We start from the raw sequence: 25358 nt of genomic DNA, 5'->3' as shown, positions 1-25358 counted from the left end.
TAAGCTAAGATAAATATTTTATGGATATTTTAAAATTACATAACACTCAAGGCGTTATTAATTGCTGTTTCAACGCGGGTTAACACACTGCCTTCGGCAGGTTTCACAAATGGTTCGCCGGTAATTTTTTCGTAAAGCTCGATATAACGCTCGGAAATTGAGTTAACAATTTCTTCGGTCATAACAGGTACTACCTGCCCGTCTTTACCCTGAAAACCGTTTTCGATAAGCCATTTACGCACAAACTCTTTTGAAAGCTGTTTTTGGGCCTCTCCTTTTTGCTGGCGTTCTTCGTAGCCTTCTTTATAAAAATACCTTGATGAGTCGGGCGTATGAATTTCATCAATCAGGTAGATCTGCCCCTCAACCTTACCAAATTCATATTTGGTATCAACCAGTATCAAACCTTGTTTAGCAGCAATTTCGGTACCACGTTTAAATAGTGCCTGGGTATAAGCTTCAAGTTTTACATAATCCTCTTCAGATACGATACCTCTTGCCAGGATCTCTTCGCGTGAAATATCTTCGTCATGCCCTACCGATGCTTTAGTGGTTGGCGTAATGATAGGCTCCGGTAGTATGTCATTCTCTTTTAAACCTTCGGGCAAAGCTACACCGCATACGTGGCGTCTGCCTGCAGTGTATTCGCGGGCAGCATGACCGGCCAGGTAACCGCGGATCACCATCTCTACCTTAAACGGTTCACAAATACGGCCAATCGTAACACTCGGGTCCGGAACTGAAATAACCCAGTTAGGAACAATATCTGCCGTTGCCTCCAAAAAGCGGGCCGCTATCTGGTTAAGCACCTGTCCTTTAAAAGGAATAGCTTCAGGCAATACAACATCAAAGGCCGATATACGGTCGGTAACAACCATGGCCAGGAATTTATTTTCTATCGTATAAACATCGCGTACCTTCCCTTTGTAAAATGACGTTTGTCCCGGAAAGTTGAAATGTGTTTCTTTTATTGAGTTCATTCTTTTAGTTCATGGTTGATAGCTCATAGTTCATAGCCGATTTGCATTATTACCATGAACCATCAACTATGAACTATGAACTAAAATTAAATTACTGTATATCCCCGTAGGCTTCTAATATGCGTTTAACCAGTTTGTGCCTTACTACGTCTTCACCGCTCAGGTAAACTATTTCAATGCCTTTAATATCTGTCAGGATCCTTAAAGCAGTATGTAAGCCTGATTGTTGTTTCTTAGGTAAATCTATCTGTGTTACGTCGCCGGTTACAATAAATTTAGCTGATGGTCCCATACGGGTCAGGAACATCTTAAGCTGCATGTCGGTGGCGTTCTGAGCTTCGTCCAAAATAACAAAGCAGTTATCAAGGGTACGGCCACGCATAAATGCCAGCGGTGCAATCTCAATGGTGCGGTTCTCCAGGTAAACCTTCAGCTTTTCGGCCGGGATCATATCATCAAGCGCATCATATAAAGGCCTCAGGTACGGATCGATCTTTTCTTTAAGGTCGCCCGGTAAAAAACCAAGGTTCTCCCCTGCTTCAACAGCCGGACGGGTTAATATGATGCGTTTAATCTCTTTGTTTTTTAACGCCCTTACAGCTAAAGCTACCGCAGTATAAGTTTTACCGGTACCGGCAGGCCCAATGGCAAACAGAATATCGCTTTTGTTGATACTATCAACCATACGGCGCTGATTGGTGGTGCGCGCCCTAACCATTATACCGTTAGGCCCAAATACAATCACTTCGCCGCTTGCAAATTTATCAGATGCAGCAGGTTCGGCCGTAGTTGTGTTGTTGTTATTTCTTGAACCAAGAATCCGCTCGAGGTCGGTTATGTTGAGGTTTTCGAATTTCTCAACATGATTTATCAGGTGGGTAAATTTTTCCTGGAAAATATTCAGTTCATTATCATCGCCCAAAACCTTCACTTCACTGCCGCGCGCAACTATTTTAAGCTTGGGGTATTGTTTCTTAATGATCTCAAAATGATCATTATTGGGGCCCCACAGTACTGCAGGGTTTACGTTTTCAATTGATAGCTTAAGTTCGTTCAATACTAATTGATTTTTTAGTTACAGATTTTTATGAATTAAAAATTGAATATTTGTAGCTTCAAATGCTACTACAAGATTAGCAATAAATATTTATAAAATTAATGGCAATTATAACATTAACTACTGATTTAGGCGATAAAGATATTTACCAGGCTGCGTTAAAAGGCAGTATCTACAAATTGTTGCCTACAGTAAATATTGTTGATATAACCCACAATGTTGCCGCCTTTAATGTACAGCAGGCTGCCTTTATACTTAAAAACAGCTTTCATTATTTCCCCGACGATACCGTACACCTTATTGGTATTGATACTGTTTATAATGACCATACCAAATACCTTGCTGTCCGTTACAAAAAGCATTATTTTGTAGGAGCAGATAATGGCATTTTTTCATTGATGTTTGATGAGGCTCCGGAAGAACTTGTTGAGATCAATATTATGCAGGACCTAAAATTTCTGCATTTCCCGTTGGCAGATATTTTTGTTAAAACGGCCTGCCATTTGGCCAAGGGCGGTAAGCTGGATGAAATAGGACTACCGGTGAACGAGATCGAAAACAAAATGAATTTACAGCCTGTTATCGAAAAAAACCTGATAAAAGGCGTGGTGATCTATATTGATTCGTTCCAGAACGTGATAACTAATATCACCAAAGAGTTTTTTAACAGTGTACAGCAAGGCAGGCGTTTTGTGCTCAACTTTAAACGTAACGAAACCATCAACCATTTAAGCTGGCATTACAATGAAGTACCCGTTGGCGAAAAGCTTTGCCTGTTCGGCATCAGCGACCATTTGGAAATAGCCATCAACAAAGGCAACGCAAGCGGCTTGCTGGGGTTAAACCTGAATGATAAAGTGATCATTGAATTTCAATAAGGAATTTTATAGATGAGAAAAACTGTCCCGCTTCTTTTAATCTGCTTAGTAACATCCCTTGGGGCATTTGCCCAGGGTACCGTTAATCCCGACTCGGTGGCGTATCAGCTTCAACGGCAAAAAATAAACAATATGCTTACCGCCCGTAAGCAAAAATTCGGGCAGTATGAAACAAGCCTTGGGCAGCACACGGGTATTTTCGGATTTCAAACTAAAGATGATATCCGCCGTTCGGCAGGTATTTTGATGGATATTGCCAAAACTGATGATGCTATTTTTAAAGAGCTTAAAATTCTGCTGGAGTACCGCGATTTTCAACAAAAGCAAATCCAAAGCCACAGCAAAGAAGCCGAAACCACCGCAGCTGGTTATATGCAGGTAATAACACACTTACAACAGCAAAATGCCAGGCTTAAACAGCAGGTAAGGAGTACAGAAGACCACTACAATACCAAACAAAATATTTTCGTTGCGGCAATAGTTCTCATGAGCGCGTCAATTTTATTGCTTATGTTCCGAAAAAACCGGGTTAAAGCGTAAATTCGCGGCTTATAACATTCAAACCCATACATGGCAAGAGGACGACTGAACAGTGGCAGCAAGGCCGAAGCAGAATTACCTAAAGCAAAAATAAACCGGAGCAGCCTGCGTAACGTAGCAAAACTCCTCACTTACCTTAAACCTTACCGTTGGAAATTTATAGCAGGATTGGTATTCCTTTTCCTGTCGAGCCTTGTAGGTTTGGCATTTCCAGCAATCTTAGGCGCATTAATTGATGCAGCGCAAGGAATTTACAAATACAAATATCTGCCGCATGGCTTAAATGCCATAGCCATAATGGGTTTTATCATATTATTCGCCCAGGCTTTTGTTTCGTTCTTCAGGGTGGTTTGGTTTGTGCAGGTAGCCGAAAAATCATTGGCTGATATCAGGCGCGATACCTATTTCAAGCTCATTACGTTACCCATGAACTTCTTTGCCAACCGTCGCGTTGGTGAACTGAACAGCCGTATTTCTGCCGATCTTTCCCAGATCCAGGATACATTGACCACCACTTTTGCCGAAATGATCCGCCAGTTGGTGATCATGGTGGGCAGCACTACCCTGCTGGCTATCGTATCAATAAAACTTACCCTTGCCCTGTTAGCTATATTGCCATTCCTGGTAGCATTTGCTGTGTTCTTCGGAAGGTATATCCGTAAGCTATCCCGCGAGGCTCAGGACAAATTAGCCGAGTCAAATACCATAGTTGAAGAAACATTGCAAGGAATTGCCAATGTAAAAGCCTTTGTTAACGAAGCTTACGAAGCCAACCGGTACGACAAAATATTACGCAAAGTGGTGAACATTGCTGTTCGCGGTGCAAAATTCAGGGGTACCTTTGCTTCCTTCATCGTATTTTGCTTGTTCGGTACCTTTGTAGGCGTTATCTGGTATGGTTCCGTACTGGTAGCCAATCATGAAATATATGTTGGCGATCTCACTACTTTTATCATGTACTCGATATTTGTAGGCGCCGCTATGGGTAGCTTCCCCGATTTGTACGCCAATTTGCAAAAAGCAGTTGGCGCCAGCGAACGGGTACTGGAGATCCTTCATGAACAGGGCGAAGACATTTCGATTATTGAAAGCGAAAACGGCATCAAACAACCAATTAAAGGTGATCTTGCTTTTGATAACGTAGTATTTGCTTATCCATCACGGCAGGAAATAACCGTATTAAAAGGCATTTCATTTAATGCCGATGCCGGCCAGCGTGTCGCTATTGTGGGGCCAAGCGGTTCCGGTAAATCTACCATGGCATCACTGATATTGCAGTTTTATCATCCGCAAAGTGGCAGCATTTTATTTGATGGCAAATCAGCAGACAATTATTCCCTTACCGATATCCGTAACCAGGTAGCCATCGTTCCGCAGGATGTATTGCTGTTTGGCGGTACTATTATGGAGAATATTGCCTACGGCCGATTAAACGCCTCAAAAGAAGATATTATACAGGCCGCTAAACGCGCTAATGCCCATCAGTTTATATCATCTTTCCCCGAAGGTTATGAAACCGTTGTTGGCGAACGGGGCGTAAAACTATCAGGCGGTCAACGCCAGCGTATTGCCATTGCGAGGGCGCTGCTTAAAAACCCTTCGATATTGATACTTGACGAAGCTACATCATCGTTAGATTCTGAGTCGGAACGCCTTGTACAGGAAGCACTGGAAGAATTGATGAAAAACAGGACTTCTATCATTATAGCTCACCGCCTTTCAACCATTCGCGAAGCCGATAAAATAGTGGTGCTTGAAAAAGGCAACATTGTTGAAAGCGGCAGCCACATGGAGCTTATTGGTAATGAACAGGGCCTTTACCGCTACCTCAGCCAATTACAGTTTGAAAGTAGCCAGGCTTAGCAAACACTTCTTAAAACTTATCGGTTTATAAAAAACTTATAACGCATTAATCCGTTTACACTCGCAATAAAGCGGGTGTAAACTGTTATATTCACAATTTAAAGATTACTTACAGCGTAATATCATTATCGATACCGGCATTTGGTTGTGTATCAAATATAAAAATGAAACTAACTATACACGGGGCGGCCCGTCAGGTAACCGGGAGCATGCATTTGCTTGAGGTTGGACAATATAAAATTTTAATTGACTGCGGGCTTGATTACGAAAAAGACCGCAGTATTATATCTAACGAAAACTTTCCTTTTCGCCCGGAAGATATTGATGTGGTGGTGCTTACTCACGCTCATATCGATCATTCGGGTAACCTGCCTACCCTGATCCGTTTAGGTTTCGAAGGACAGATACTTTGTACCCCTCCTACCGCAGATTTAACAGAGCTACTTTTGCTTGATTCTGTAAATATCTTTATGCGTAAAACCGCAAGTAGAGGCGGCCATCACAAACGCGGCAGAGGCAAGTTTAACACTCATGCGCAGCCTTTATACATGCAAAAGCATGTTATGGATACAATGGAACGCTTTGTTACCATAGGTTTTAACAAACCATTTCGCATTACAGGCGATATTGAACTAACTTTTGTACCAGTGGGCCACCTTTTGGGTGCAGCAGCTGCGGTATTTAAAATAAACGATAAAGGCGAAGAAAAATCAATTGCTTTTACCGGCGATATCGGCAGAAAAAATTACCCGGTATTGAATGATCCGCAGCCATTGCCCCCTGTTGATTTCCTGGTTTCGGAAGCAACCTATGGCGGGCGCTACCACAGTAAAGACAAAACCGTTGAGCAAACCCTGATTGAGGTTATCGAAAAAGCCTGTATTAAAGAACAAGGCCGTTTGATTATCCCGGCATTTAGTATTGGCCGAACGCAATCACTGGTATATACATTAAACAAGATCTTTAGCACCGGCCTACTGCCGCCTGTTAAAGTTTTTGTTGATAGCCCAATGGCTACCCAAGCTACAGAGGTGTTCAGGAAGTATCATAATCATGTTAACCAGGAAGCCCAGGAGTTTTATCAAAAACGCGGAGACGAATTTGAGTTTGATAACCTCACTTATGTAGAAACACTGAAGGATAGCAGGCAGATCTCTAATTATTGGGAGCCTTGTATCATTATCTCATCTGCAGGGATGCTCGAAGGCGGTCGCATCCAGGACCATCTATTTTACAATATTCAGAATTACTACGCAACTATTCTATTCATCGGCTACTGCGCCAAGGGCACATTGGGACATCGCTTATTGCGGGGAGATTCCATCGTCCACATTAAAGACCGCGAACTGGCCGTTTACGCTACTATTAAACAAACCGACGTACTAAGTGCCCACGGCGATCATGACGACCTCATGAATACCGTAAAAGCCATTGATAAAGGAAAACTAAAACATATATTCCTGGTGCACGGCGAGGGCGAAAGTATGCAACTATTAGCTAATGACCTCGAAAAAGAAGGGTATGGAGTTACGATGCCGGAGAAGGGTGTTAGTTATATAATATAAAAATCATTCAATATAAACCATGTCATTGCGAGGCACGAAGCAATCGCACGGAAGCATGACCGCCCTGTATAGCATGCGATTGCTTCGTGCCTCGCAATGACATGGTTTTTTCATATAAAGCAAACGGCACGAATTTTATCAATTCGTGCCGTTTGCTTTATGGTTTTATTCGTGTAATTCGCTCTAATTTAGAGTGAATTAGCGTTAAGCTTTTTTAAAATGCTCAATGATCAAACTCGCAAGCTCAACGCCGATCCTTTCCTGAGCCTCATTAGTGGCAGCACCAATGTGTGGGGTCAGGGAAATTTTTGGATGAGTTAAGATCTCTGCGCGCGGAGTTGGCTCATTGTCAAATACGTCAAGAGCAGCAAATGAAACCTGGCCGCTGTTTAAGGCATCTACCAAAGCAAGCTCGTCGATTAAACCGCCGCGTGAAATATTTACCAGGCCAACACCTTTTTTAGTTTTAGCCAATTCTTCAGCACCAAAAAGGGCTTTGTCGATGAACGGAGTATGCAATGTAATGAAATCAGCAGTAGTGATGATCTCATCGAGCGTAGATTTTTTAACAGCTACTTTAACAGTAGTACCGCCACCTAAAACAAGATCCAACTCAGGGTTGAAATCAAAAAGGTCATAAGCCAAAACATCCATACCAACACCGATAGCTATTTTAGCTACTTCCCTGCCGATGCGGCCAAAGCCTACGATACCTAAAGTTTTACCGCGGAGCTCAACGCCTTTAGCATAAGCTTTTTTTAGATCGTTAAATTTAGTACCGCCATCAACCGGCATTTTGCGGTTGCTATCAGGTAAAAAGCGCACAGCGCCAAATAAGCTGGCAAATACAAGCTCAGCAACTGACAATGAAGATGATGCAGGAGTATTGTATACGCCAATGCCTTTTTCTTTGGCATAGTCAACATCAATATTATCAACACCAACACCACCACGACCAATCAGTTTCAGGTTAGGAGTAGCGTCAATTAATGCTTTACGTACTTTAGTAGCACTACGTACAGTAATAGCATCATAGTTTTTCAATTTTTCAGGAAGCTCGTCCTGTGGGATATTGTTAGTATCAACAAAAAAGCCGGCATCTTCCAGCATTTTTTTACCTATCGGATCGATACCGTCGTTAGCTAATATTTTGATCATCTCTTTTATGTTCAATGGTTCATTAGTTCAATGGTTCATTGGTCTGCTTCATCAAAAACTAATGAACTAATGAACCAGTGAACTAATGATACTTTTAAATTATTTATTCTTTTCAGCAAATTCCTGCATTACGTCAATCAGCACATAGATGCTGCTTATTGGCAATGCGTTGTAAATTGAAGCACGGAAACCACCTACACTTCTGTGGCCTTTGATACCTACTATACCGCGTTCTTCGGCAAGTTTCAGGAATGGTTTTTCCAACTCAGGATTTTCCATTACGAAGCAAACGTTCATTTTTGAACGGTCTTCAACGGCAGCCACTGCTTTAAACAATGGGTTGCGGTCAATTTCTTCATACAATACACGCGCTTTGGTGATGTTTTCCTGCTCAATTGCCGGCACACCGCCTTTTGCTTTTAACCATTTAAGGGTAAGCATTGAAACGTAGATAGCAAATACAGGAGGGGTATTGTACATTGAACCACCTTCAATTTGAGTTTGGTAGTTAAACATTGCAGGGATCTTACGGCCGGTTTTACCCAACAGATCCTCCTTAACAATAACTAAAGTAACGCCGGCAGGGCCCATGTTTTTCTGAGCACCAGCGTAAATCAAACCAAAATCCGCAACGTTAACCACGCGGCTGAAAATATCTGACGACATATCGCAAACCACCGGAATTGGCGATTTAAAAAACTCCTGTAACTGCGTACCGTAAATGGTATTGTTAGAAGTAATGTGGATATAAGAAGCATCAGCCGGGATTTCAAAATCCTTAGGGATGTAAGTGAAGTTGGCTTCTTTTGAAGATGCAACAACTTGTACTTCGCCAAAATATTTGGCTTCTTTTAAAGCTTTGTTAGCCCAAACACCGGTTTCAACATAAGCAGCTTTACCGCCCTCTGGTAAAAGGTTGTAAGGAGCCAAAGCAAACTGGGTGCTGGCGCCGCCTTGAAGAAACAATACCGAATAACCTTCAGGAACGTTGAACAATTCTTTTACCAGGCTTACAGCTTCGTCTAAAACGGCCTCAAACTCTTTTGATCGGTGCGAAATTTCAAGCAAAGAGAGTCCAGTACCATTAAAATCAATAACTGCTTCTGAAGCTTGCTTTAAAACTTCGTGTGGTAGAATGCCGGGTCCGGCACCAAAATTATGTTTCATAATATTAACGAATTGTAGGTTCTAAATACACTATTAGGAAGTTTGTATTTTGTTGGGCCGAAGTTAATTAATTTGACAAAATATATAGACATTATTTACATTTTTTGAAAAAATATACAATTAATCAACAAACGGGCCTTTGATTGCAAATAATTAAACTAACCCTATAGGGCTGGTAGCGATTATTGCGATTATAATAACTTTTAGGGATGTTTGAGTTTTGAAATTGCGGCCACCTGGTTGGCCGATGAGAACACTGAAGTGCCCGCAACAAACACATTTGCTCCGGCTTCTATCAGTTTTGATATATTGTTAGCATCCACCCCACCGTCAATCTCAATTAACAGACCGGGATTTTTGTCGGCACTTAGTGTCCTGAGTTCTTTGATCTTTTTATAGGTATTTTCTATAAAATGCTGTCCGCCAAAGCCAGGATTAACCGACATGATCAAAACCATATCCAGATCGGCAACAATATCCTCCAGCGTAGATACAGGGGTAGCCGGGTTAATGGCAACTGCAGCCTTACAACCTAATTGCTTAATAGCCTGAATGGTACGATGTAAATGCGGACAAGTTTCCTGGTGTACAGTGATGCTATCAGCGCCGGCATCCTTAAAAGCTTTAAGGTAACGATCCGGATCAACAATCATCAGGTGTACGTCAAGCGGTTTAGTTGCGTGTTTTTTTGCAGCGTTTACAACCGGGAAACCAAAAGAGATATTTGGAACAAACATGCCATCCATAATATCAACGTGTATCCAGTCGGCTTCGCTGTTATTGATCATTTCAATATCGCGTTGCAGGTTGGCAAAATCGGCTGCTAAGATAGATGGAGCTATGAGGTGATTCATATGCAAATATATAAATCCCCCTAACCCGGGGGCTGCGAAATGAGAATTATTTTATGATATGAATGTAAAAAATGACAGGCACCAGCAAATGCTGCAGGTTCAAGCGTCCTCCGCTTGAACCCATACAATGTTAAGCGTCCACGCTTAACATTTAACCGGGAGCGAGGACGCTCATGCTAAGAAATAATTCAAGCGTGGACGCTTGAACGCGCGTTTTGGACTCACAAGCTGAAAGCTTTGAGCATGCCAACCACGGGTTACGCTACGCTAAACCCGCGGCAGTTATTTTAAAACCTAAACCCGATAGATATATAAGGTAATGACCCTTCTTTTGAAAAACCCATAACAGCCTCTATCAGCACTAATTGAGCAGGGATGATATATAAGCCCCCGCCGTAACCATCATGCCATCTGTCTGATGATTCGCCGGGAACCCATACCCTGCCTACGTCGTTAAAGCCTATCAAACCAAATGAACCGGGCAGCAGGTATGAAGTAAAATCCATGACCTTTAATCGTAACTCGAGGTTATTATAAGCGATTGTTTTACCGGTAAACCTGTTGGTATGAAAGCCCCGGAAGTTTTGCGCCCCACCAAGTTTCATCTGCTGGAAATATGCAGCATTCCCTACAGTAGTGCCTAAACCTGTGCGGTTGGCGATTACCAATACCGAGTCCCTATCGGGGTTTAAATAAAAACTAAATTCGGATAATACCTGCCCGTAGGTGTTATGACTTCCTGAACCGCCGCCGCTAAAGCCGCTTACAGTGGTCGTCCATAAAATACCCTGCGTAGGGATAATCAGTTTATTCCGGGTATCCACCGTTGCATTGGCCGTTAAGCCTCCGTAAACTTTGGTGCCAAATACTTCCTCGTTAGGGAACGCAGCATTATAGCCATTCAAAAATCTTTCGGTATTGTTTGATGCCTTGCTGTTATAAAACTGGCCTGCAATACCTGCGCTTACATGCAACTTCCCAAAATCGCGGTGCAGGGAAACATCGCCTGTAACATAGTCATAGCGGCTACGGTAGTAGGAGATCTTCCTGTCGCCTTCATTTTCAAAAACGGTGTTATTACCAATCCCGAAAAAGTTGCTCAGGTTACTTGGCCCGCGCGAAAGCAGGTTGATCTTCAGGTCATTTTCGCCGATGGCTTTTTTCCAGTCGGCAGTATAAGTAAACAAAAATGATTTACGCTCCAGTGAATAATTGGTTAAAAACTCTTCTCTGAAAGCATATGGTTCCTTACGGAAGCCATGCCGTTCGTACGAAAAACCACCAATTAGTAAAATACCGATATCATTGCTGTAATTAGCTAAAATAATAGGCTCAAACCGGTCAAACTTAAAAGCGGTTTTATCATAGCTATTTACCGCGGTGTCTGTCGATGTACGATTTTTAGCCAGCGATGAAGGAGGCAATACATTTTTCTCATCCGAACGGTCGTATATATAGGTTCTGCCCCTATTATTTAAACCACTGTCAACAGCAAAGGTGTCCATGCCCTCCCCTCCTATCATCCGCACAATTATAGGCGATGGTGTTGAACCTGTAACGTTAAAAAAGTCGTCGCCATCAAAACCGTACATCCTTATCTCTTTGGTAACGTCCGGTTTAAATGTACGCTGGTAGGTTACTTTATCTACGCTACCGTCTTTCTTTATCTTATTTATGGTAAGCGCAATATCGCCATTAGCTTCGTGTGCTACAGTGAACTTGTCTGTTTTGTCACTTGCCGGAACATCTACGTATATGGATAGAAATTTATAATACTCAAGCGCCTGCTTCTTCAGGATATTACGCCGCCCAATCATTTTGCTGATGATCTCCGGGCCCGAAAGTTTGTAAATGGTATCGGGCATTAAATGCACCGCTTTTTTGATCAGGTCGTCGGTCAATTTGCTTTGCACATAGGCTATCTGCTCTTTCCAATCATCTTCGCTCAACTGGTTCAGGAAATACCGGTCAAAATAACGGGCGTTAAAATTCCAGCCATTGATATCTCTGATCTCATCACTGTAACCCTGAAATTTTGATTTAAGCCATTGGTGCCCTACTATCCAGGGCAGCACACCCGATGTTTTGTAATAGACCTGGTCACGGTCACGAGGAACGGGCTCATAAACGGTTTCATGTTTGCCATCGATCTTTTCCCAGCGCCATTGGTCTTCATGCCTGTCCCAATCGCCTAAAAGCATATCAAGCAGGCGGGCACGGAGTACAGTCTTCTGATCAACCCGATTATCATTATCATCCTGTAGTTTGCGCTGTACCTTTTCGGTATTGTCGGTTTTTTCGGCATCAAGCGGCTCGCGTTCTTCAAATAAAAACACCTGGTTGGCAAAGTCTTTTTGATACTCACTAAAAGCAGGATCATCAGGAACATAAACAATTTTGGGGTTTGAATGCGGTACGCCAAGTGCTTCGGCCAAAGGCGGCACAGTAAGTGCCGAAAACGGATGCGCGGCCGAAACCTGGTCTTGCAGAATATCTTTAGCCACCGTAGGCCTTAAATCAACAGGCAGGCCTTTTTCGGGATATTTCTGAATAGTACGTAATACCCATTGCTGCCCTGTAGGATCCTGCAGACGCAATGATTTGGTTTGCTTGCCCCCGCCCCTTTGCAATATTTTAAGGCCGCCTTTTTCTGTGGTAAGATGAAATACAGGCAGCGTAACCGGTGCAGCCCAAAGCTTACGGTAATTATCGCCCAGAAAAAATTGATGGGTGCCGCTTACATTATTATACGATGGCTCGATGGCCAGCTTGATACTATCGGCACGGGTTTGAGCAAATGAAATATTGCCGGCTAAGCATATGCCTGCCGTTAAAAAAAAGGATAAAGCGTTGAACAGTTTTTTGCCGCCCATGAGGTTTTGTAGGTAATGCATCAGTAGAATAATGCATATTACAAAATAGTTTTAATTATACACAGGGAAATCACGCTAAAAAACACAAGACCATACCAAATTACCGCATCATTCATCATTCCAAACTACCTGGACTGATTAATCAGCGCATGCATTACCTGATCTTTAAGCTGCCTGCTGATCGGGACTTCAAACGTGCCAATATTTAGCATATTCCCTTCTATCGATGTAATTTTATTGCTGGCGATAATATATGACTTGTGCGTTTGCATGAACTTACGGGCAGGCAACTTATCGGCGAAAGCCCGCAAAGTACTATGGGTTATTATTTTACGGTTAGATGTATAGATCTCAACATAGTTTTCCATGCCTTTGATAAATAGCACCTCATCAAAAACTATCTTCTCGAGCTTGCCATTGCTTTTAACAAAAATGTAATCAACAGTACCTGCATTGTTTCTTAAATCAAAATAGTCTTTAGCTTTAAATGCCGCCTTCATAAAACGCTCAAACGGGATAGGTTTAAGCAGGTAATCGAGCACATCCAGGTCAAAACCATCTGTAGCATATTCTTTAAAAGCTGTAGTAAAGATCACTTTTGGAGGATTAGGTAATGATCGGATAAATTCAACCCCGGTTAAATACGGCATCTGGATATCCAAAAACAGCAGATCAACAGGTTGTTGTGCCAATAAAGCTCCAAGTTCCATAGCGTCTTCACATTGTGCTTTCAGGTCAAAAAAACCGGCTTTTGCTACGTAGCCTTCCAGGCCCTTACGGGCGAAGGGTTCATCGTCGGTAATAATGCAACTAATTAATGCCATTTTTTAAATATTCAATTCAAGTATTGCTGTATAATGATTTTCTTCACGACCAGCGGTTAATTTGTGCTTATCCGGGTAAAGCAATTGCAGCCTGCGGCTCAGGTTTTCTAAACCGATGCCACTGTAACTATCAGGTGTTTTCATATTTGCCGGCACATCGTTATAAACTTTAAAAATAAAGGTACTGTCCTTTACATTTCCTTCAATGGCAATTTTATATTCACCGCCTATATATTTAAAGGCATTTTCTACCAAGGGCAGCAAAAGCAACGGATAGATCTGCTGATCAGCTAAGCTCCCGTCAAGATTAACACTGAGTTTCATTTTGCTGCTTGCCCTTATCTGTTGCAAGCGGATATAGTTTTCAAGATACTCCAACTCCTGTTTTACCGGCACCTGTTGATGCTGATCATAAAGCTGATAACGTAGTAAACTTGATAGTAACTCCGTACTTTTTTTAGCCCCGGGAACATCATCATCCATTTGAAAGTAGATGGTATTCAAAGCATTAAACAAAAAATGCGGGTGATATTGCGCCTTTAGAAATTTCAGTTCGGTTTCCAACTGATCATTGGTTAATTTTTCCAACTGCATCTTATTATTTACATAGGCCTTCAACCAGGTGCTGCTGCGTGCAACACCGTAATAAATAATAGCATACAACGTGGGGATCATATTAATATCGGCCACATCTGCCCAGGGCATTAGCTCCCTTATCCCCTGAGTTACGTGCAGTGCCATATCCATCGGAACAAATACTACGTTTACCAACACCAGGTTTACACCTACCAGTATGGCCAGTTCCCGTGCCACATCCCGATAGGATAGCTGTGCTGCCCAATGTTTGTCATAGTACCTGAAAAGCCGTTCAAAAAGATAGATGGCCAAATAGCCAACCAGTATCGAGCAGGCCATTTCAATACCATTGACGTAAAAATCCCTTTTCCAAAAATGCTGGCCAAGGTCAGTATCATGTAACAGCCTGATGGTAAAATATACCAACAGGCCATATACTGCCGGGAAAATATATTTCCGAAAAAATTTCATATCAGCAAATTACAAATTTCAGGCAGAAAGGACAGGTTCATGATTTATCTCCAATGTCTCCGGCTTTGTTACGGCACTGGTTTTCTCTTTTGACTTCATACCAAATAAAAACCGGGTTAGCGCATAAGGCCTAACTAACAAATGATACGTAAGCACGGTTACGAAGAAAGTAATGCCCACAGTATAAATATATTTTGAAAGGATGCTTTCATTTTGCGTTTGCACAATATAATAAACTATTAAAACAATAACAGTTTGGTGCAATATGTAAAACGGGTATACCGCCTGGTTCAAATAACCAAGCACTTTGTGACTGCGATTAAAATAATGCTTGCCATAACCTACCAGCGCCAATACCCATCCCCAGGCAATGATTGGTCGTAAAGCGGTAAAGGCATACGAAAACGATATATTTTGAAAAGGCCAGTGGGCATGCAATGGTTCGATGCCGTTCCAGCGCATTACTTCCCATGTCATCAGGCTTAAAAAACCGATGGTTAAGGCAAAACGGCGATTTCGTTCGAGGCTGTCCATTAGTTTAGGCTGAAGGATACAGATAAAGCCCGCCAGCAAAAATAATAGCCAGTAAACAAAATAACTGCCGTCATGGATCAGATCGTTGGTTTCGGGCAGGTCCCAACTGGTAAAGGTAAACCAGAGGATACCGGGCAGCATCAACAGATAAACCCATTTCCCCTCTGCCAAAACCGCAAGCTTTTGTTTAAAGCCGTTGCTTTTGGGCGAGATCATCCAGGCGAATAAGGGCGCGAAGATCAGGTCGTAAATAAACAGGTAAGCGATAAACCAAAGGTGATGCCAGCTGAAATTGCCTTTAGGATAAGGCTGAAAGTTAAACGTACTTGGATAAAAATCCTGGAATGAGCCTTTGTAGCCATTGGCTAATCGCTCCATGTAGATCTGCGGCGGCACAATAATGAACATGCCCACCAAAAGCGGAATAAAAAGACGGCGGAAACGCAAGCCGATGAAACTGAGTGTAGAGCGCCGCTGCATCATGTAGTAACTCACGGTACCTGAAATAAAAAAGAGCAGCGGCATGCGAAAAAGGTGCAAAAAGTGATTTGATTCCATCATCAGGTTACTGGTTTCATGGTTTTTGATATGCCAGCCATCCTCAGCAACAAAAGGCATCGCCGAATGAAAAAATAACACTCCCAATATGGATAAGATCCTCAACCAATCGAGGTAAGTTTGACGTTGTGTGGTTTCCATGATTTCTTCTTTTTTTATCAAAAGAAGCCACTGCTCTTCGTCCCATAAAATTACTTTGACCAACGGTAAAAAACCTTTGACCATTGGTTGAATCAGCCCCACCCAACCCTCCCCGGAAGGGAGGGCTTAAAGAAAAACTCTCCCCTGCGGGGGAGATTCAGCTTATGATCGGTGTTTTCACTGCATCATTAATTAGGTAACAGTACAAAGACTTCACAAACTCAAAAATGTGGTGCGGTGAAAACACCGACCACAGGCTTAATACCGGCAACAAGCTCAAAAAAATCATGTCATTGCGAGGAGGAACGACGAAGCAATCTCGTAGCTACACAGAGCGGATATGCATTGGCAGAGAGTTTTTTACACTATTAAAGCGAATAAGCCTGGCGATGCCCCCCTCCCTACACTCTCCCAAGGGAGGGAATCGCACAATCCCACGCTTTCTCTAACTAAACAAGCATCAGCGAAATCAACGCAATCAAAACCATCAACGGTCAGCCCCGCATAAACGGATTAAAATTCCTCGTCCCAATCTCCATTCCTGCCGCTCTACAGACGGTTTTATCGCCAAACTTAAAGTTGATCTGATCCATGGCCTGGTAAAGTTTGATGCGTTCTTCATTATCCTCAAAAAGGTTGATCTGGTAGCTGCCTGTACAAAGATCGCTCAGCCGCACGCCTATCAACCTGATTGGCCGGTGCTGGTCCCAGGCTATTTTAAGCAGGTTCTTCACCCCGGGGATCAGGATGTGTTCTGCTGCCGTAAGCGCTATTTTTTGCTGTTGGGTATGCGTTTCAAAATTACCATAACGTATTTTAATAGCCAGGCATGATGAAAGTTTATTCTCCCGCCTCAATTTAGACGATAGCTCTTCGGTCATGGACACCAGCGTAGTTTCGAGCGTGCGCGGATCAGATACGTTGGTATGGAAAGTATGCTCTGTGCTGATGGATTTCCTGTCGGAGTGAGGAACAATTTCGCTATGATCTATACCGTTAGCTTTCTCCCAAAGCGAGTGCCCGTATTTACCAAAAACAGTTTCCAGGAAACGGATATTGGTACGCTGCAGGTCACCTATTTTCTCGATCCCGTACTGATATAGTTTACTACGGGTGCTTTCGCCCAAGCCGGGTATCTTGCCTATGTTGAGCGGGGCGAGAAATTTCAGTTCATCGCCATGTTTTACAAACATTTGTCCGTTGGGCTTGGCCTGGTTGGTGGCCATTTTGGCTATCGTTTTGCCGGATGCCATACCAAATGAAATAGGCAAACCTGTTTCTTTAATGATCTTTTGCCTTAGCTTACTTGCTTCGTGATAGCAATCATAAAAGCGGTCCATGCCGGTATAATCAATATAAAACTCATCAACCGACGTTTTTTGGTACAAAGGCACCGTATCATGAATGATCTGTGTAACCTCACGTGAGGCCTCCCCATACCGCCCGTGCGAACCGCGGATAAGGATAGCATGCGGACAAAGCTGCAAAGCTTTTTTTGTAGGCATAGCCGAATGTACGCCAAACGCCCTCGCCTCGTAACTGCATGACGCCACCACTCCCCTTTCGGGCGAGCCACCTATAATCACCGGCTTACCGATCAGTTCCGGGTGAAACTTGCGTTCCACCGAAACGAAAAACGAATCGAGGTCGATATGAACGATATAGCGTTTAGCTTCCACACAACAAATATGAAAATTAATTTGGCATTTTGCTAATTTTTTTAGCAAATTTGAAATAACAAAAATGACACAGCCAATGAGTATATATGAAGATTACCTGATGTTGTTATCACCTCCCGAAACGGTGAAGCATGAGATTGCACGTTACAAAAAGGCATCGGCGAAGCTTATTGGCAATTTTAAAAGTATGGATTCGCCTGCTCATATCTCTGTACAACACCTTGAAAGGCAAAAGCCCTTTATGGCCGATAAAAACCTCGATTTGATGGAGCAGGCCCTAAATACCATGCCACCCGTGTTGCTGCATATGGATGGTTTTGCTCATTTCACTCATTTGCATAACAGGATGACAATCTATGCAACTATCCGCCCAACACCTGCTGCTGATGAGTGGTTTAATACTTTAAAGAAGAAATTACGGATCAAAAAGAATATCATCCCTCATATAACCGTTGTGCGCGATATCCCGGAAAAAGATTTCGACACACTTTGGCCGCATTTTAAGCATAAAAAACTGGTGGAGCCTTTTTGGATTAAGGAGCTTACCATATTGAAACGCGATACACTTGATGCCTCTGCCAAATGGGATAAGTTTAAAGTTTTTGAATTTAAAAACATGGCCAGCCCGGGTTATACCCGCGATGAGCTGGAACTACTCAAAGCCGGCGATCCGGATCAAATCAATTTATTTATTTAAAATTTAACAATCATGGACTACGCATTTTATCACTTTATCCTCCCGGTACCGGATCATGTTGATGTCATGATCCGCAAATTAAAAACCGAAGCAAAACGTGTTATTGGCAATTACCCCAGTATGCATGCTAGGTCGCACATTACGATAAATAATTATCCGCGCAAACCACTGGATGTAGATGTACAGGGTTTCTCATTTTTAAGCCGGAAACTTAGTTTACTGCCCCCGATTGTTTTTGAAATAGATGGGTTTGATTGCTTTAATGAAAGCAACGACTATAACAAAACCATTTTTGCCAGGCTTAAACTCACCGAACAAAATAAATACTGGCTCAAACTGCTGAAGGATATTGTTGGCGATAGCAGCACCATACCCCATATTACCGTAGCAAGAGCTATAACGCCTGAGCAATTTAACCTGCTTTGGCCGCACTTTCAAAAAAGGGAAATGAAAGTAAAATTTGTTGTTAACCGGCTTACGATTTTGAAAAATCTGCTGCTGAATCTGGACCAGCACGCCAAAACTTACCGTGAATTTGAATTTATGGGCGATGAAAACACGTTAATGAAGTACGATAATCTGGCTATAGCAAGGCAAATTAAAAATTATCCATCTATAAATCAACAGATAAGCCTTTTTTAACATTTTCTTAACCATAAACGCTACCTTTTTCTATATTTGCGCCGGGGTAAGTCTTTTACGGCCAGCTCCTCTTGAACTCCCCCAGGGTGGGAACGCAGCAAGGGTAGAGAGTTGAGCGGCGCGATAAAAGTAGCTTACCCTTTTTTATTTTCTTATTTTTGCCGCACCGGCAAACATGCCCCGGACCTGCACAGGTTCATGATTTCTTTAATTTTATAACTGTATATAAATGCTCGATATATTCATTATTGGTGGTGGCCCGATAGGTTTAACTTGCGGACTTGCAGCTCAAAAAGCCGGTTTAAGTTTTGTAATTGTCGAAAAAGGCACACTTGTAAATTCATTGTACAACTATCCTGCTACCATGACGTTTTTCTCCACATCCGAAAAATTGGAAATTGGCGGCGTTCCATTTGTTACGGTACATAACAAACCTACCCGCAATGATGCTTTGGAGTATTATCGCCGTGTAGCACTGTCAAATAGCCTGCCCATTCACCTTTTTGAAGAAGTTACTGAAGTGAAGTATGAAGATGGATTTTATATCATCACCACAAAAAAAGCAACCTACCAGGCTAAAAAAGTGATCCTTTCAACCGGTTTTTATGATATAGCCGTTAACCTTAACATCCCAGGTGAAAACCTGCCCAAAGTAAAACACTATTACCAAGACCCGCATTATTATACCCTGCAAAAAGTGGTGGTAGTTGGTTCAAGCAATTCGGCTATTGATGTGGCCCTGGAAACCTACCGTAAAGGTGCCGAGGTAACATTAGTGATTCGCGGCAGCGAAGTAAGCCACAGGGTTAAATATTGGGTACGGCCGGATATCCTTAACCGCATTAAGGAAGGAAGTATTAAAGCTTATTTCAACTCAAACCTCGAAGCTATTCGTGAAAATGAAGTGGATATCCAAACTCCTGATGGGCTAATCACCATCCCAAATGATTTTGTAATGGCGATGACGGGCTACAAACCCAATTTTGAGTTTTTGAAAAAGCTTGGCATCATCCTTTCTGAAGATAAATTTATCCCCCAATACAACCCCGAAACCATGGAAACAAACATGCCCGGCTTATACCTTGCCGGTGTAGTTTGCGGTGGCCTTGATACCCACCTTTGGTTCATCGAAAACTCGAGGGTACACGCTGATATGATTATCAATGATATTGTTGAGAAAAAGTGAATGGTTGATTAGGTTGATTGAGTGAGTAGTTACACCTGCAGACCAGAAGGTTAAGATAAAAATAAAACCATTCACCCAATCAACCTAATCAACTATTCACCAACCCACAAATAATCACATTTTTTTCTTGTATAAATAAAAATTTATAGCCTAATTTGCAGCCAAATTAAAAACACAGTAATTCAATACAAAAATGAATCAACCAAGCTTAAATAAGCCCGCAACAAGAGCAACATTTGCTCCGGCTGCCGCTGCCTTGGGTTCAACTGTTTTTTTAAACTGCCCTCTCCGACGAAGGACCTACATGCCACGGGTTTGAATTAATTTTCCTCCTGCCCACACAAAAAGAGTTTTTTAAACGTCTTTTTAAAAAAACCATCTAATTATTTAAGGCTTTAAAAGGCCAATTAATTTCACGGTAATTATCTATTTAAATGACAATACAAGATTTTGATATTCAGGTTGCTACTGCACAGCATGTAGATTATGCCACTATGATTTGCGATGAGATGGCCGAATCGGCTAAGGCACGCGGAACCGGTATAGCTACACGCTCGCCCGAATATGTTGCTAATAAAATGCTGGAAGGCAAGGCTGTTATAGCCCTGCATAAAGACGGCACCTGGGCCGGTTTTTGCTATATTGAAACCTGGAGCCATGGCGACTTTGTTGCCAACTCGGGCCTTATTGTTAATCCGCAATTCCGTAAGGCGGGATTAGCAAAGGCTATTAAACATCGCATTTTCCAACTATCGCGCACCAAATACCCTGATGCCAAAATATTCGGGTTAACAACCGGCTTAGCGGTAATGAAAATAAACTCGGAGCTTGGCTATGAACCGGTTACCTACTCTGAACTTACCCAGGACGAAAACTTTTGGGCAGGCTGCAAAAGCTGTGTAAACTTTGACATTTTAACCAGCAAAAACCGCAAAAACTGTATGTGTACAGCCATGCTTTTTGATCCGGCCGAAAAACAAAAAGAGTATGAGGAAAAGATGCAGCGCATTACGCACAAAGCTACGCTCTTGGAGCGCATCGAAAACGCAATAAAAAAACGCATCGGCCATACCGAACATTAAGCCTGGCTTAATACTTATAATTAACAAAACAGATCAACATAATTGATAAGTAAAGCTTTAAGCCTTGTGCCTTTAGCTTTAAGCTCACCAAAACATGAAAAAAAAAGTAGTATTAGCTTATAGCGGAGGTTTAGATACCTCATTTTGCTGTATTTATTTAACACAGGATCTTGGTTATGAGGTTCATTCGGTTATTGTAAATACCGGCGGTTTTAGCGAGGAAGAGTTAAAAGGCGTTGAAGAACGTGCCTATAAAATGGGAGTTACATCACACCATGTGGTTGATGAAACCGAAAACTTTTACAATACCTGTGTACGCTTTTTAATTTACGGCAACGTATTAAAAAATAACACCTATCCGCTATCTGTAAGTGCCGAGCGCGTAAGCCAGGCTACTGCTATTGCTAACTACGCTAAAGAAATTGGTGCAGAGTTTGTTGCCCACGGTAGTACCGGTGCTGGTAACGACCAGGTGCGTTTTGATATGATCTTCAATATCCTTGTTCCGGAAGTAAAGATCATCACCCCTATCCGTGATCTGAAACTGAGCCGCGAAGAGGAGATCGAATACCTGAAAAAACACGGTGTTGATATGAACTTCGAAAAAGCCAAATACTCTATTAACAAAGGTATCTGGGGTACATCAGTTGGTGGTAAAGAAACTTTAACTTCAAACCTTGGCCTACCGGAAGAAGCATGGCCTACACAGGTTACAGAATCTGAAGTAAAAGATCTTGTGCTTACTTTTGAAAAAGGCGAATTAGTAGCCATCGGTGATGAAAAATATGATCATCCAACCAAAGCTATCCAGGCATTGCAAGCTATCGCACAGCCTTATGGCATCGGTCGCGATATTCACGTTGGTGATACTATCATCGGTATTAAAGGTCGTGTAGGCTTTGAAGCTGCTGCCCCTATGGTTATTATTAAAGCTCACCATACATTAGAGAAACACGTATTAACCAAATGGCAGCTTTCATGGAAAGATCAGTTATCATCTTTCTACGGCAACTGGCTGCATGAAGGTCAGTTCCATGACCCGATCATGCGCAATATCGAAGCTTTCTTAACCGATACACAGAAAAATGTTACCGGTAAAGTATTTGTTCAGTTACACCCATATCGTTTCCATGTAATTGGTATTGAATCACCTTATGATTTGATGTCGAACAAGTTTGGCAGCTACGGCGAAATGAACAATGCATGGAGCGGCGAAGACGTTAAAGGGTTCTCCAAAATATTTGGTAACCAGGTAATGATCTATCACAAGGTTAACGCCGCCCCCCAGCCCCCCGAAGGGGGAGCAAATGCTCAATAAAGATAAAATGGCCGATCCGATAAATAAATCCAACATTCAGGTTCCCCCTTTAGGGGGCGGAGGGGGTATCGCTTTTTCAAAAGGTGAATGCCTAAAGCATTATAACTGGGGTGACGACTGCCACGGATGGACTTTCATTGATACTGAAGCTTTGTCCGTTAAGCAGGAGTTAATGCCACCTGATACTGCCGAACAATTGCACTATCACGAGAAAGCTACACAGGTATTTTTTATTTTGAAAGGGCGTGCTACCTTTTCGATAGACGGCGAGGTTACGGTATTGAAGCCCGAACAGGGTATCGAGATACATCCGGGGCAAAAGCATTTCATCAGCAATAACGACCGGAGCGATCTCGAGTTTATTTTATATTCATATCCATCTACAAACAATGATCGGATAAATTTAGCCCCCTAACCCCCTAAAGGGGGAATAATTGTTAAAATTATGACTGAATTTAAAGATAATAATGACGCTACCCTTGCTCCCCCTTCAGGGGGCTGGGGGGCGATACGTGCAGGTATAGTTGGCGGAGCAGGATACACCGGCGGCGAAATGTTGCGGATCCTGATCAACCACCCTAACGTGGAGATAGCTTTTGCTCATAGCAATAGCAACGCGGGTAATTATGTTTACGAGGTACATACCGACTTGTTTGGCGATACCGATCTGAAATTTGCCGCCGAACTTTCTACCGATGTTGACGTACTTTTCCTTTGTGTTGGCCATGGCGACGCCAAAAAATTCATGGAAGCAAACGCTATTCCCGATTCGGTTAAGATCATTGATTTGAGCCAGGATTTCAGGCTTAATCAAAACTCAACCTTAAACGGTAAAAACTTTGTTTATGGCTTACCTGAATTAAACCGTGAAGCTATTAAAACGGCTGCTAATATTGCTAACCCGGGGTGCTTTGCTACCTGTTTGCAATTAGGACTGCTTCCGTTGGCGTCAAAAGGATTGCTAAACAATGAAGTACACATTACTGCTACAACAGGTTCTACAGGTGCAGGTCAAAGCCTATCGCCTACCTCGCACTTTACCTGGCGTAATGACAACCTCTCGGTTTACAAAGCTTTTAATCACCAGCATTTGAATGAAATTGGCCAGTCGTTAAGGCAGTTGCAAGCCGGCTTTGATAAGGCTATCAATTTTATACCTTACCGCGGCGATTTTACCCGCGGCATTATTGCGTCAATTTATACCGAAAGTGATTTAAGCGAAGAAGAAGCTTTAGCACTTTACCAAAGCTATTACTATGGTCATCCGTTTACGCATGCAACCAACCGTAATATCGACTTAAAGCAGATTGTTAATACTAACAAATGCTTTATCCAGGTAAAAAAACACGATAACAAAATATTCATTATCAGCATAATGGATAACTTACTTAAAGGCGCATCCGGCCAGGCAGTACAAAACATGAACTTATTGTTCGGACTGGACGAGCGCGCAGGCTTACGACTTAAGGCGATCGGCTTTTAATTAAGCTGCTCGCCGAATCCCGAAAGTTCTGTTATTAAATAAGTTTACCATTTTATCTCTACAACAATGAAATTGTTTGATGTATACCCTATAAATAATATAAATATCAACCGTGGTCAGGGCAGCCTGGTTTACGATGCTCAGGATACCGAGTATTTAGATATGTACGGCGGTCATGCAGTGATCTCTATTGGTCATACCCATCCGCATTATGTAAAAAGACTCGAAGACCAGCTGCATAAACTGGGCTTTTATTCTAATTCTATCGAGATCCCTATTCAAAAAGAATTAGCTCAAAAGTTAGGCAAGGTTTCCGGCAAGGAAGATTACCAGTTATTCTTGTGCAACTCTGGTGCCGAGGCCAATGAAAATGCTTTAAAACTGGCTTCTTTTTATAACGGAAAGAAGAAAGTTATCGCTTTCAGTAAGTCATTCCACGGCCGTACCTCTTTGGCGGTTGCTGTTACCGACAACCCTAAGATCGTTGCCCCAATCAATGAAACCGATAACGTGATCTTTTTGCCATGGGCAGATGAAGCCGCGCTGGAAGAAGCATTTAAAAACAACGAAATATCTTCGGTAATTATCGAAGGGATCCAGGGTGTTGGTGGTATCCAGGTAGCACCTGAGGGCTTCCTGCAAAAAATCCGCTCATTGTGCGACCAGTACAATGCCGTTTTCATTGCCGATTCAGTACAGTGCGGTTACGGTCGTACAGGTAAATTCTTTTCACACGACTTTGCTGGTGTAGATGCTGATATTTACAGCATGGCCAAGGGCATGGGTAATGGTTTCCCTGTTGGTGGCATCATTATATCACCTAAAATACAACCTGCTTACGGCATGTTAGGTACCACTTTTGGTGGTAACCACTTAGCTTGTGCAGCAGGTTTAGCTGTACTTGAAACTATTGAGCAGGATAACCTGTTGCAAAACGCTGCCGAAGTTGGCGGTTACCTGATAAAAGAACTTAACAAGCTGGAGCAGGTTAAAGAAGTTCGTGGTCGTGGTTTGATGATCGGTATTGAGTTACCTGAAGAATTGGCTCATGCCCGTAAAGAATTGCTGAACAAGCACCACATATTTACTGGTGAAGCTAAGCCAAATGTGATCAGGTTATTACCAGCTTTAAATTTAACTAAGGCCCATGCTGATAGGTTCCTGGAAGCCTTTGTAAATGTTTTAAATCAATAAGACGCCCCCTCTAAATCTCCCCCTGAGGGGGGGAGACT

The 25358-nt window shown here is 42.4% G+C and carries 22 protein-coding genes and 1 other RNA gene; 13 read left to right on the top strand and 10 right to left on the bottom strand.

The genetic code is table 11. The features are described 5' to 3' along the window. Positions 1-35: 35 nt before the first annotated feature. On the bottom strand, positions 36-980 hold the full coding sequence (locus tag AC59JO_RS19480; protein WP_413667554.1) for a phosphoribosylaminoimidazolesuccinocarboxamide synthase: 945 nt from the start codon (positions 978-980) through the stop codon (positions 36-38). Between the two features lie 91 nt (positions 981-1071). After that, positions 1072-2037: a PhoH family protein gene (locus tag AC59JO_RS19475; protein WP_413667553.1), complete on the bottom strand. Its 966-nt coding sequence runs from the start codon at positions 2035-2037 to the stop codon at positions 1072-1074. A gap of 101 nt (positions 2038-2138) precedes the next feature. Here AC59JO_RS19475 and AC59JO_RS19470 point away from each other — a divergent pair, with 101 nt between their 5' ends. From AC59JO_RS19470 to AC59JO_RS19455, 4 genes are all read left to right on the top strand, one after another. Continuing rightward, entirely contained in the window at positions 2139-2915 is a 777-nt protein-coding gene (locus tag AC59JO_RS19470; protein WP_091211666.1) for an SAM hydrolase/SAM-dependent halogenase family protein, read from the top strand. Between the two features lie 12 nt (positions 2916-2927). Continuing rightward, entirely contained in the window at positions 2928-3455 is a 528-nt protein-coding gene (locus AC59JO_RS19465; RefSeq protein ID WP_413667552.1) for a hypothetical protein, read from the top strand. Positions 3456-3485: 30 nt separating this feature from the next. After that, positions 3486-5318 carry an ABC transporter ATP-binding protein gene (locus AC59JO_RS19460; protein ID WP_497307304.1) on the top strand — a complete coding sequence of 611 codons (1833 nt, stop codon included), beginning with the start codon at positions 3486-3488 and terminating at the stop codon, positions 5316-5318. Positions 5319-5482: 164 nt separating this feature from the next. Beyond that, positions 5483-6883 (top strand): MBL fold metallo-hydrolase, encoded by a 1401-nt coding sequence (locus AC59JO_RS19455; RefSeq protein ID WP_413667550.1) that lies wholly within the window; start codon positions 5483-5485, stop codon positions 6881-6883. Between the two features lie 204 nt (positions 6884-7087). Here the strand turns inward: AC59JO_RS19455 and AC59JO_RS19450 are convergent, their stop codons facing one another. The 8 genes from AC59JO_RS19450 to dinB form a co-directional block, all read right to left on the bottom strand. Further along, the gene (locus AC59JO_RS19450) at positions 7088-8041 is read right to left on the bottom strand and encodes a D-2-hydroxyacid dehydrogenase (RefSeq protein ID WP_208864729.1); all 954 of its coding nucleotides are present in this window, start codon (positions 8039-8041) and stop codon (positions 7088-7090) included. 99 nt (positions 8042-8140) lie between these two features. Then, entirely contained in the window at positions 8141-9208 is a 1068-nt protein-coding gene (serC, locus tag AC59JO_RS19445; RefSeq protein WP_497307301.1) for a 3-phosphoserine/phosphohydroxythreonine transaminase, read from the bottom strand. Positions 9209-9411: 203 nt separating this feature from the next. Beyond that, the gene (gene rpe / locus AC59JO_RS19440) at positions 9412-10062 is read right to left on the bottom strand and encodes a ribulose-phosphate 3-epimerase (RefSeq protein WP_497307299.1); all 651 of its coding nucleotides are present in this window, start codon (positions 10060-10062) and stop codon (positions 9412-9414) included. 287 nt (positions 10063-10349) lie between these two features. Next, complete coding sequence (locus AC59JO_RS19435; protein WP_497307297.1) at positions 10350-12956, bottom strand: BamA/TamA family outer membrane protein; 2607 nt, start codon at positions 12954-12956, stop codon at positions 10350-10352. A 104-nt stretch (positions 12957-13060) separates the two neighbouring features. Then, on the bottom strand, positions 13061-13759 hold the full coding sequence (locus AC59JO_RS19430; RefSeq protein ID WP_497307295.1) for a LytR/AlgR family response regulator transcription factor: 699 nt from the start codon (positions 13757-13759) through the stop codon (positions 13061-13063). A gap of 3 nt (positions 13760-13762) precedes the next feature. Then, on the bottom strand, positions 13763-14806 hold the full coding sequence (locus AC59JO_RS19425; RefSeq protein WP_497307293.1) for a sensor histidine kinase: 1044 nt from the start codon (positions 14804-14806) through the stop codon (positions 13763-13765). An 18-nt stretch (positions 14807-14824) separates the two neighbouring features. Next, entirely contained in the window at positions 14825-16039 is a 1215-nt protein-coding gene (locus AC59JO_RS19420; protein WP_497307291.1) for an acyltransferase family protein, read from the bottom strand. Between the two features lie 494 nt (positions 16040-16533). Next, positions 16534-17718 carry a DNA polymerase IV gene (gene dinB, locus AC59JO_RS19415; protein ID WP_413667543.1) on the bottom strand — a complete coding sequence of 395 codons (1185 nt, stop codon included), beginning with the start codon at positions 17716-17718 and terminating at the stop codon, positions 16534-16536. Positions 17719-17794: 76 nt separating this feature from the next. Between dinB and AC59JO_RS19410 the strand changes: the two genes are divergently transcribed. The 9 genes from AC59JO_RS19410 to AC59JO_RS19370 all read left to right on the top strand — a co-directional run bounded on the left by AC59JO_RS19410 (position 17795) and on the right by AC59JO_RS19370 (position 25320). Further along, positions 17795-18415, top strand: a complete 621-nt coding sequence (locus tag AC59JO_RS19410; RefSeq protein WP_497307289.1) for a 2'-5' RNA ligase family protein — start codon at positions 17795-17797, stop codon at positions 18413-18415. 12 nt (positions 18416-18427) lie between these two features. Further along, on the top strand, positions 18428-19057 hold the full coding sequence (locus AC59JO_RS19405) for a 2'-5' RNA ligase family protein (RefSeq protein WP_497307287.1): 630 nt from the start codon (positions 18428-18430) through the stop codon (positions 19055-19057). Positions 19058-19101: 44 nt separating this feature from the next. Next, an RNA gene (gene ffs / locus AC59JO_RS19400) (signal recognition particle sRNA small type) lies at positions 19102-19200 on the top strand. An 86-nt stretch (positions 19201-19286) separates the two neighbouring features. Then, a complete protein-coding gene (locus AC59JO_RS19395) occupies positions 19287-20243 on the top strand; it encodes a YpdA family putative bacillithiol disulfide reductase (protein WP_497307285.1) in 957 nt (318 codons plus the stop codon). Positions 20244-20677: 434 nt separating this feature from the next. After that, complete coding sequence (locus AC59JO_RS19390) at positions 20678-21325, top strand: GNAT family N-acetyltransferase (protein WP_413667537.1); 648 nt, start codon at positions 20678-20680, stop codon at positions 21323-21325. A gap of 94 nt (positions 21326-21419) precedes the next feature. After that, complete coding sequence (gene argG / locus AC59JO_RS19385; RefSeq protein WP_413667536.1) at positions 21420-22643, top strand: argininosuccinate synthase; 1224 nt, start codon at positions 21420-21422, stop codon at positions 22641-22643. Continuing rightward, positions 22633-23058 carry a cupin domain-containing protein gene (locus AC59JO_RS19380; RefSeq protein WP_497307282.1) on the top strand — a complete coding sequence of 142 codons (426 nt, stop codon included), beginning with the start codon at positions 22633-22635 and terminating at the stop codon, positions 23056-23058. The genes argG and AC59JO_RS19380 overlap by 11 nt, the downstream gene beginning before the upstream one ends. A gap of 138 nt (positions 23059-23196) precedes the next feature. After that, positions 23197-24126, top strand: a complete 930-nt coding sequence (argC, locus tag AC59JO_RS19375) for an N-acetyl-gamma-glutamyl-phosphate reductase (protein WP_497307558.1) — start codon at positions 23197-23199, stop codon at positions 24124-24126. A 66-nt stretch (positions 24127-24192) separates the two neighbouring features. Further along, positions 24193-25320: an aspartate aminotransferase family protein gene (locus AC59JO_RS19370; protein ID WP_497307279.1), complete on the top strand. Its 1128-nt coding sequence runs from the start codon at positions 24193-24195 to the stop codon at positions 25318-25320. Positions 25321-25358 lie beyond the last annotated feature (38 nt).

It is taken from the genome of Mucilaginibacter sp. A5337 (assembly GCF_059690695.1).
Note: the sequence above shows the minus strand (reverse complement) of the source record. Positions and strands in the feature narration are given on the sequence as shown.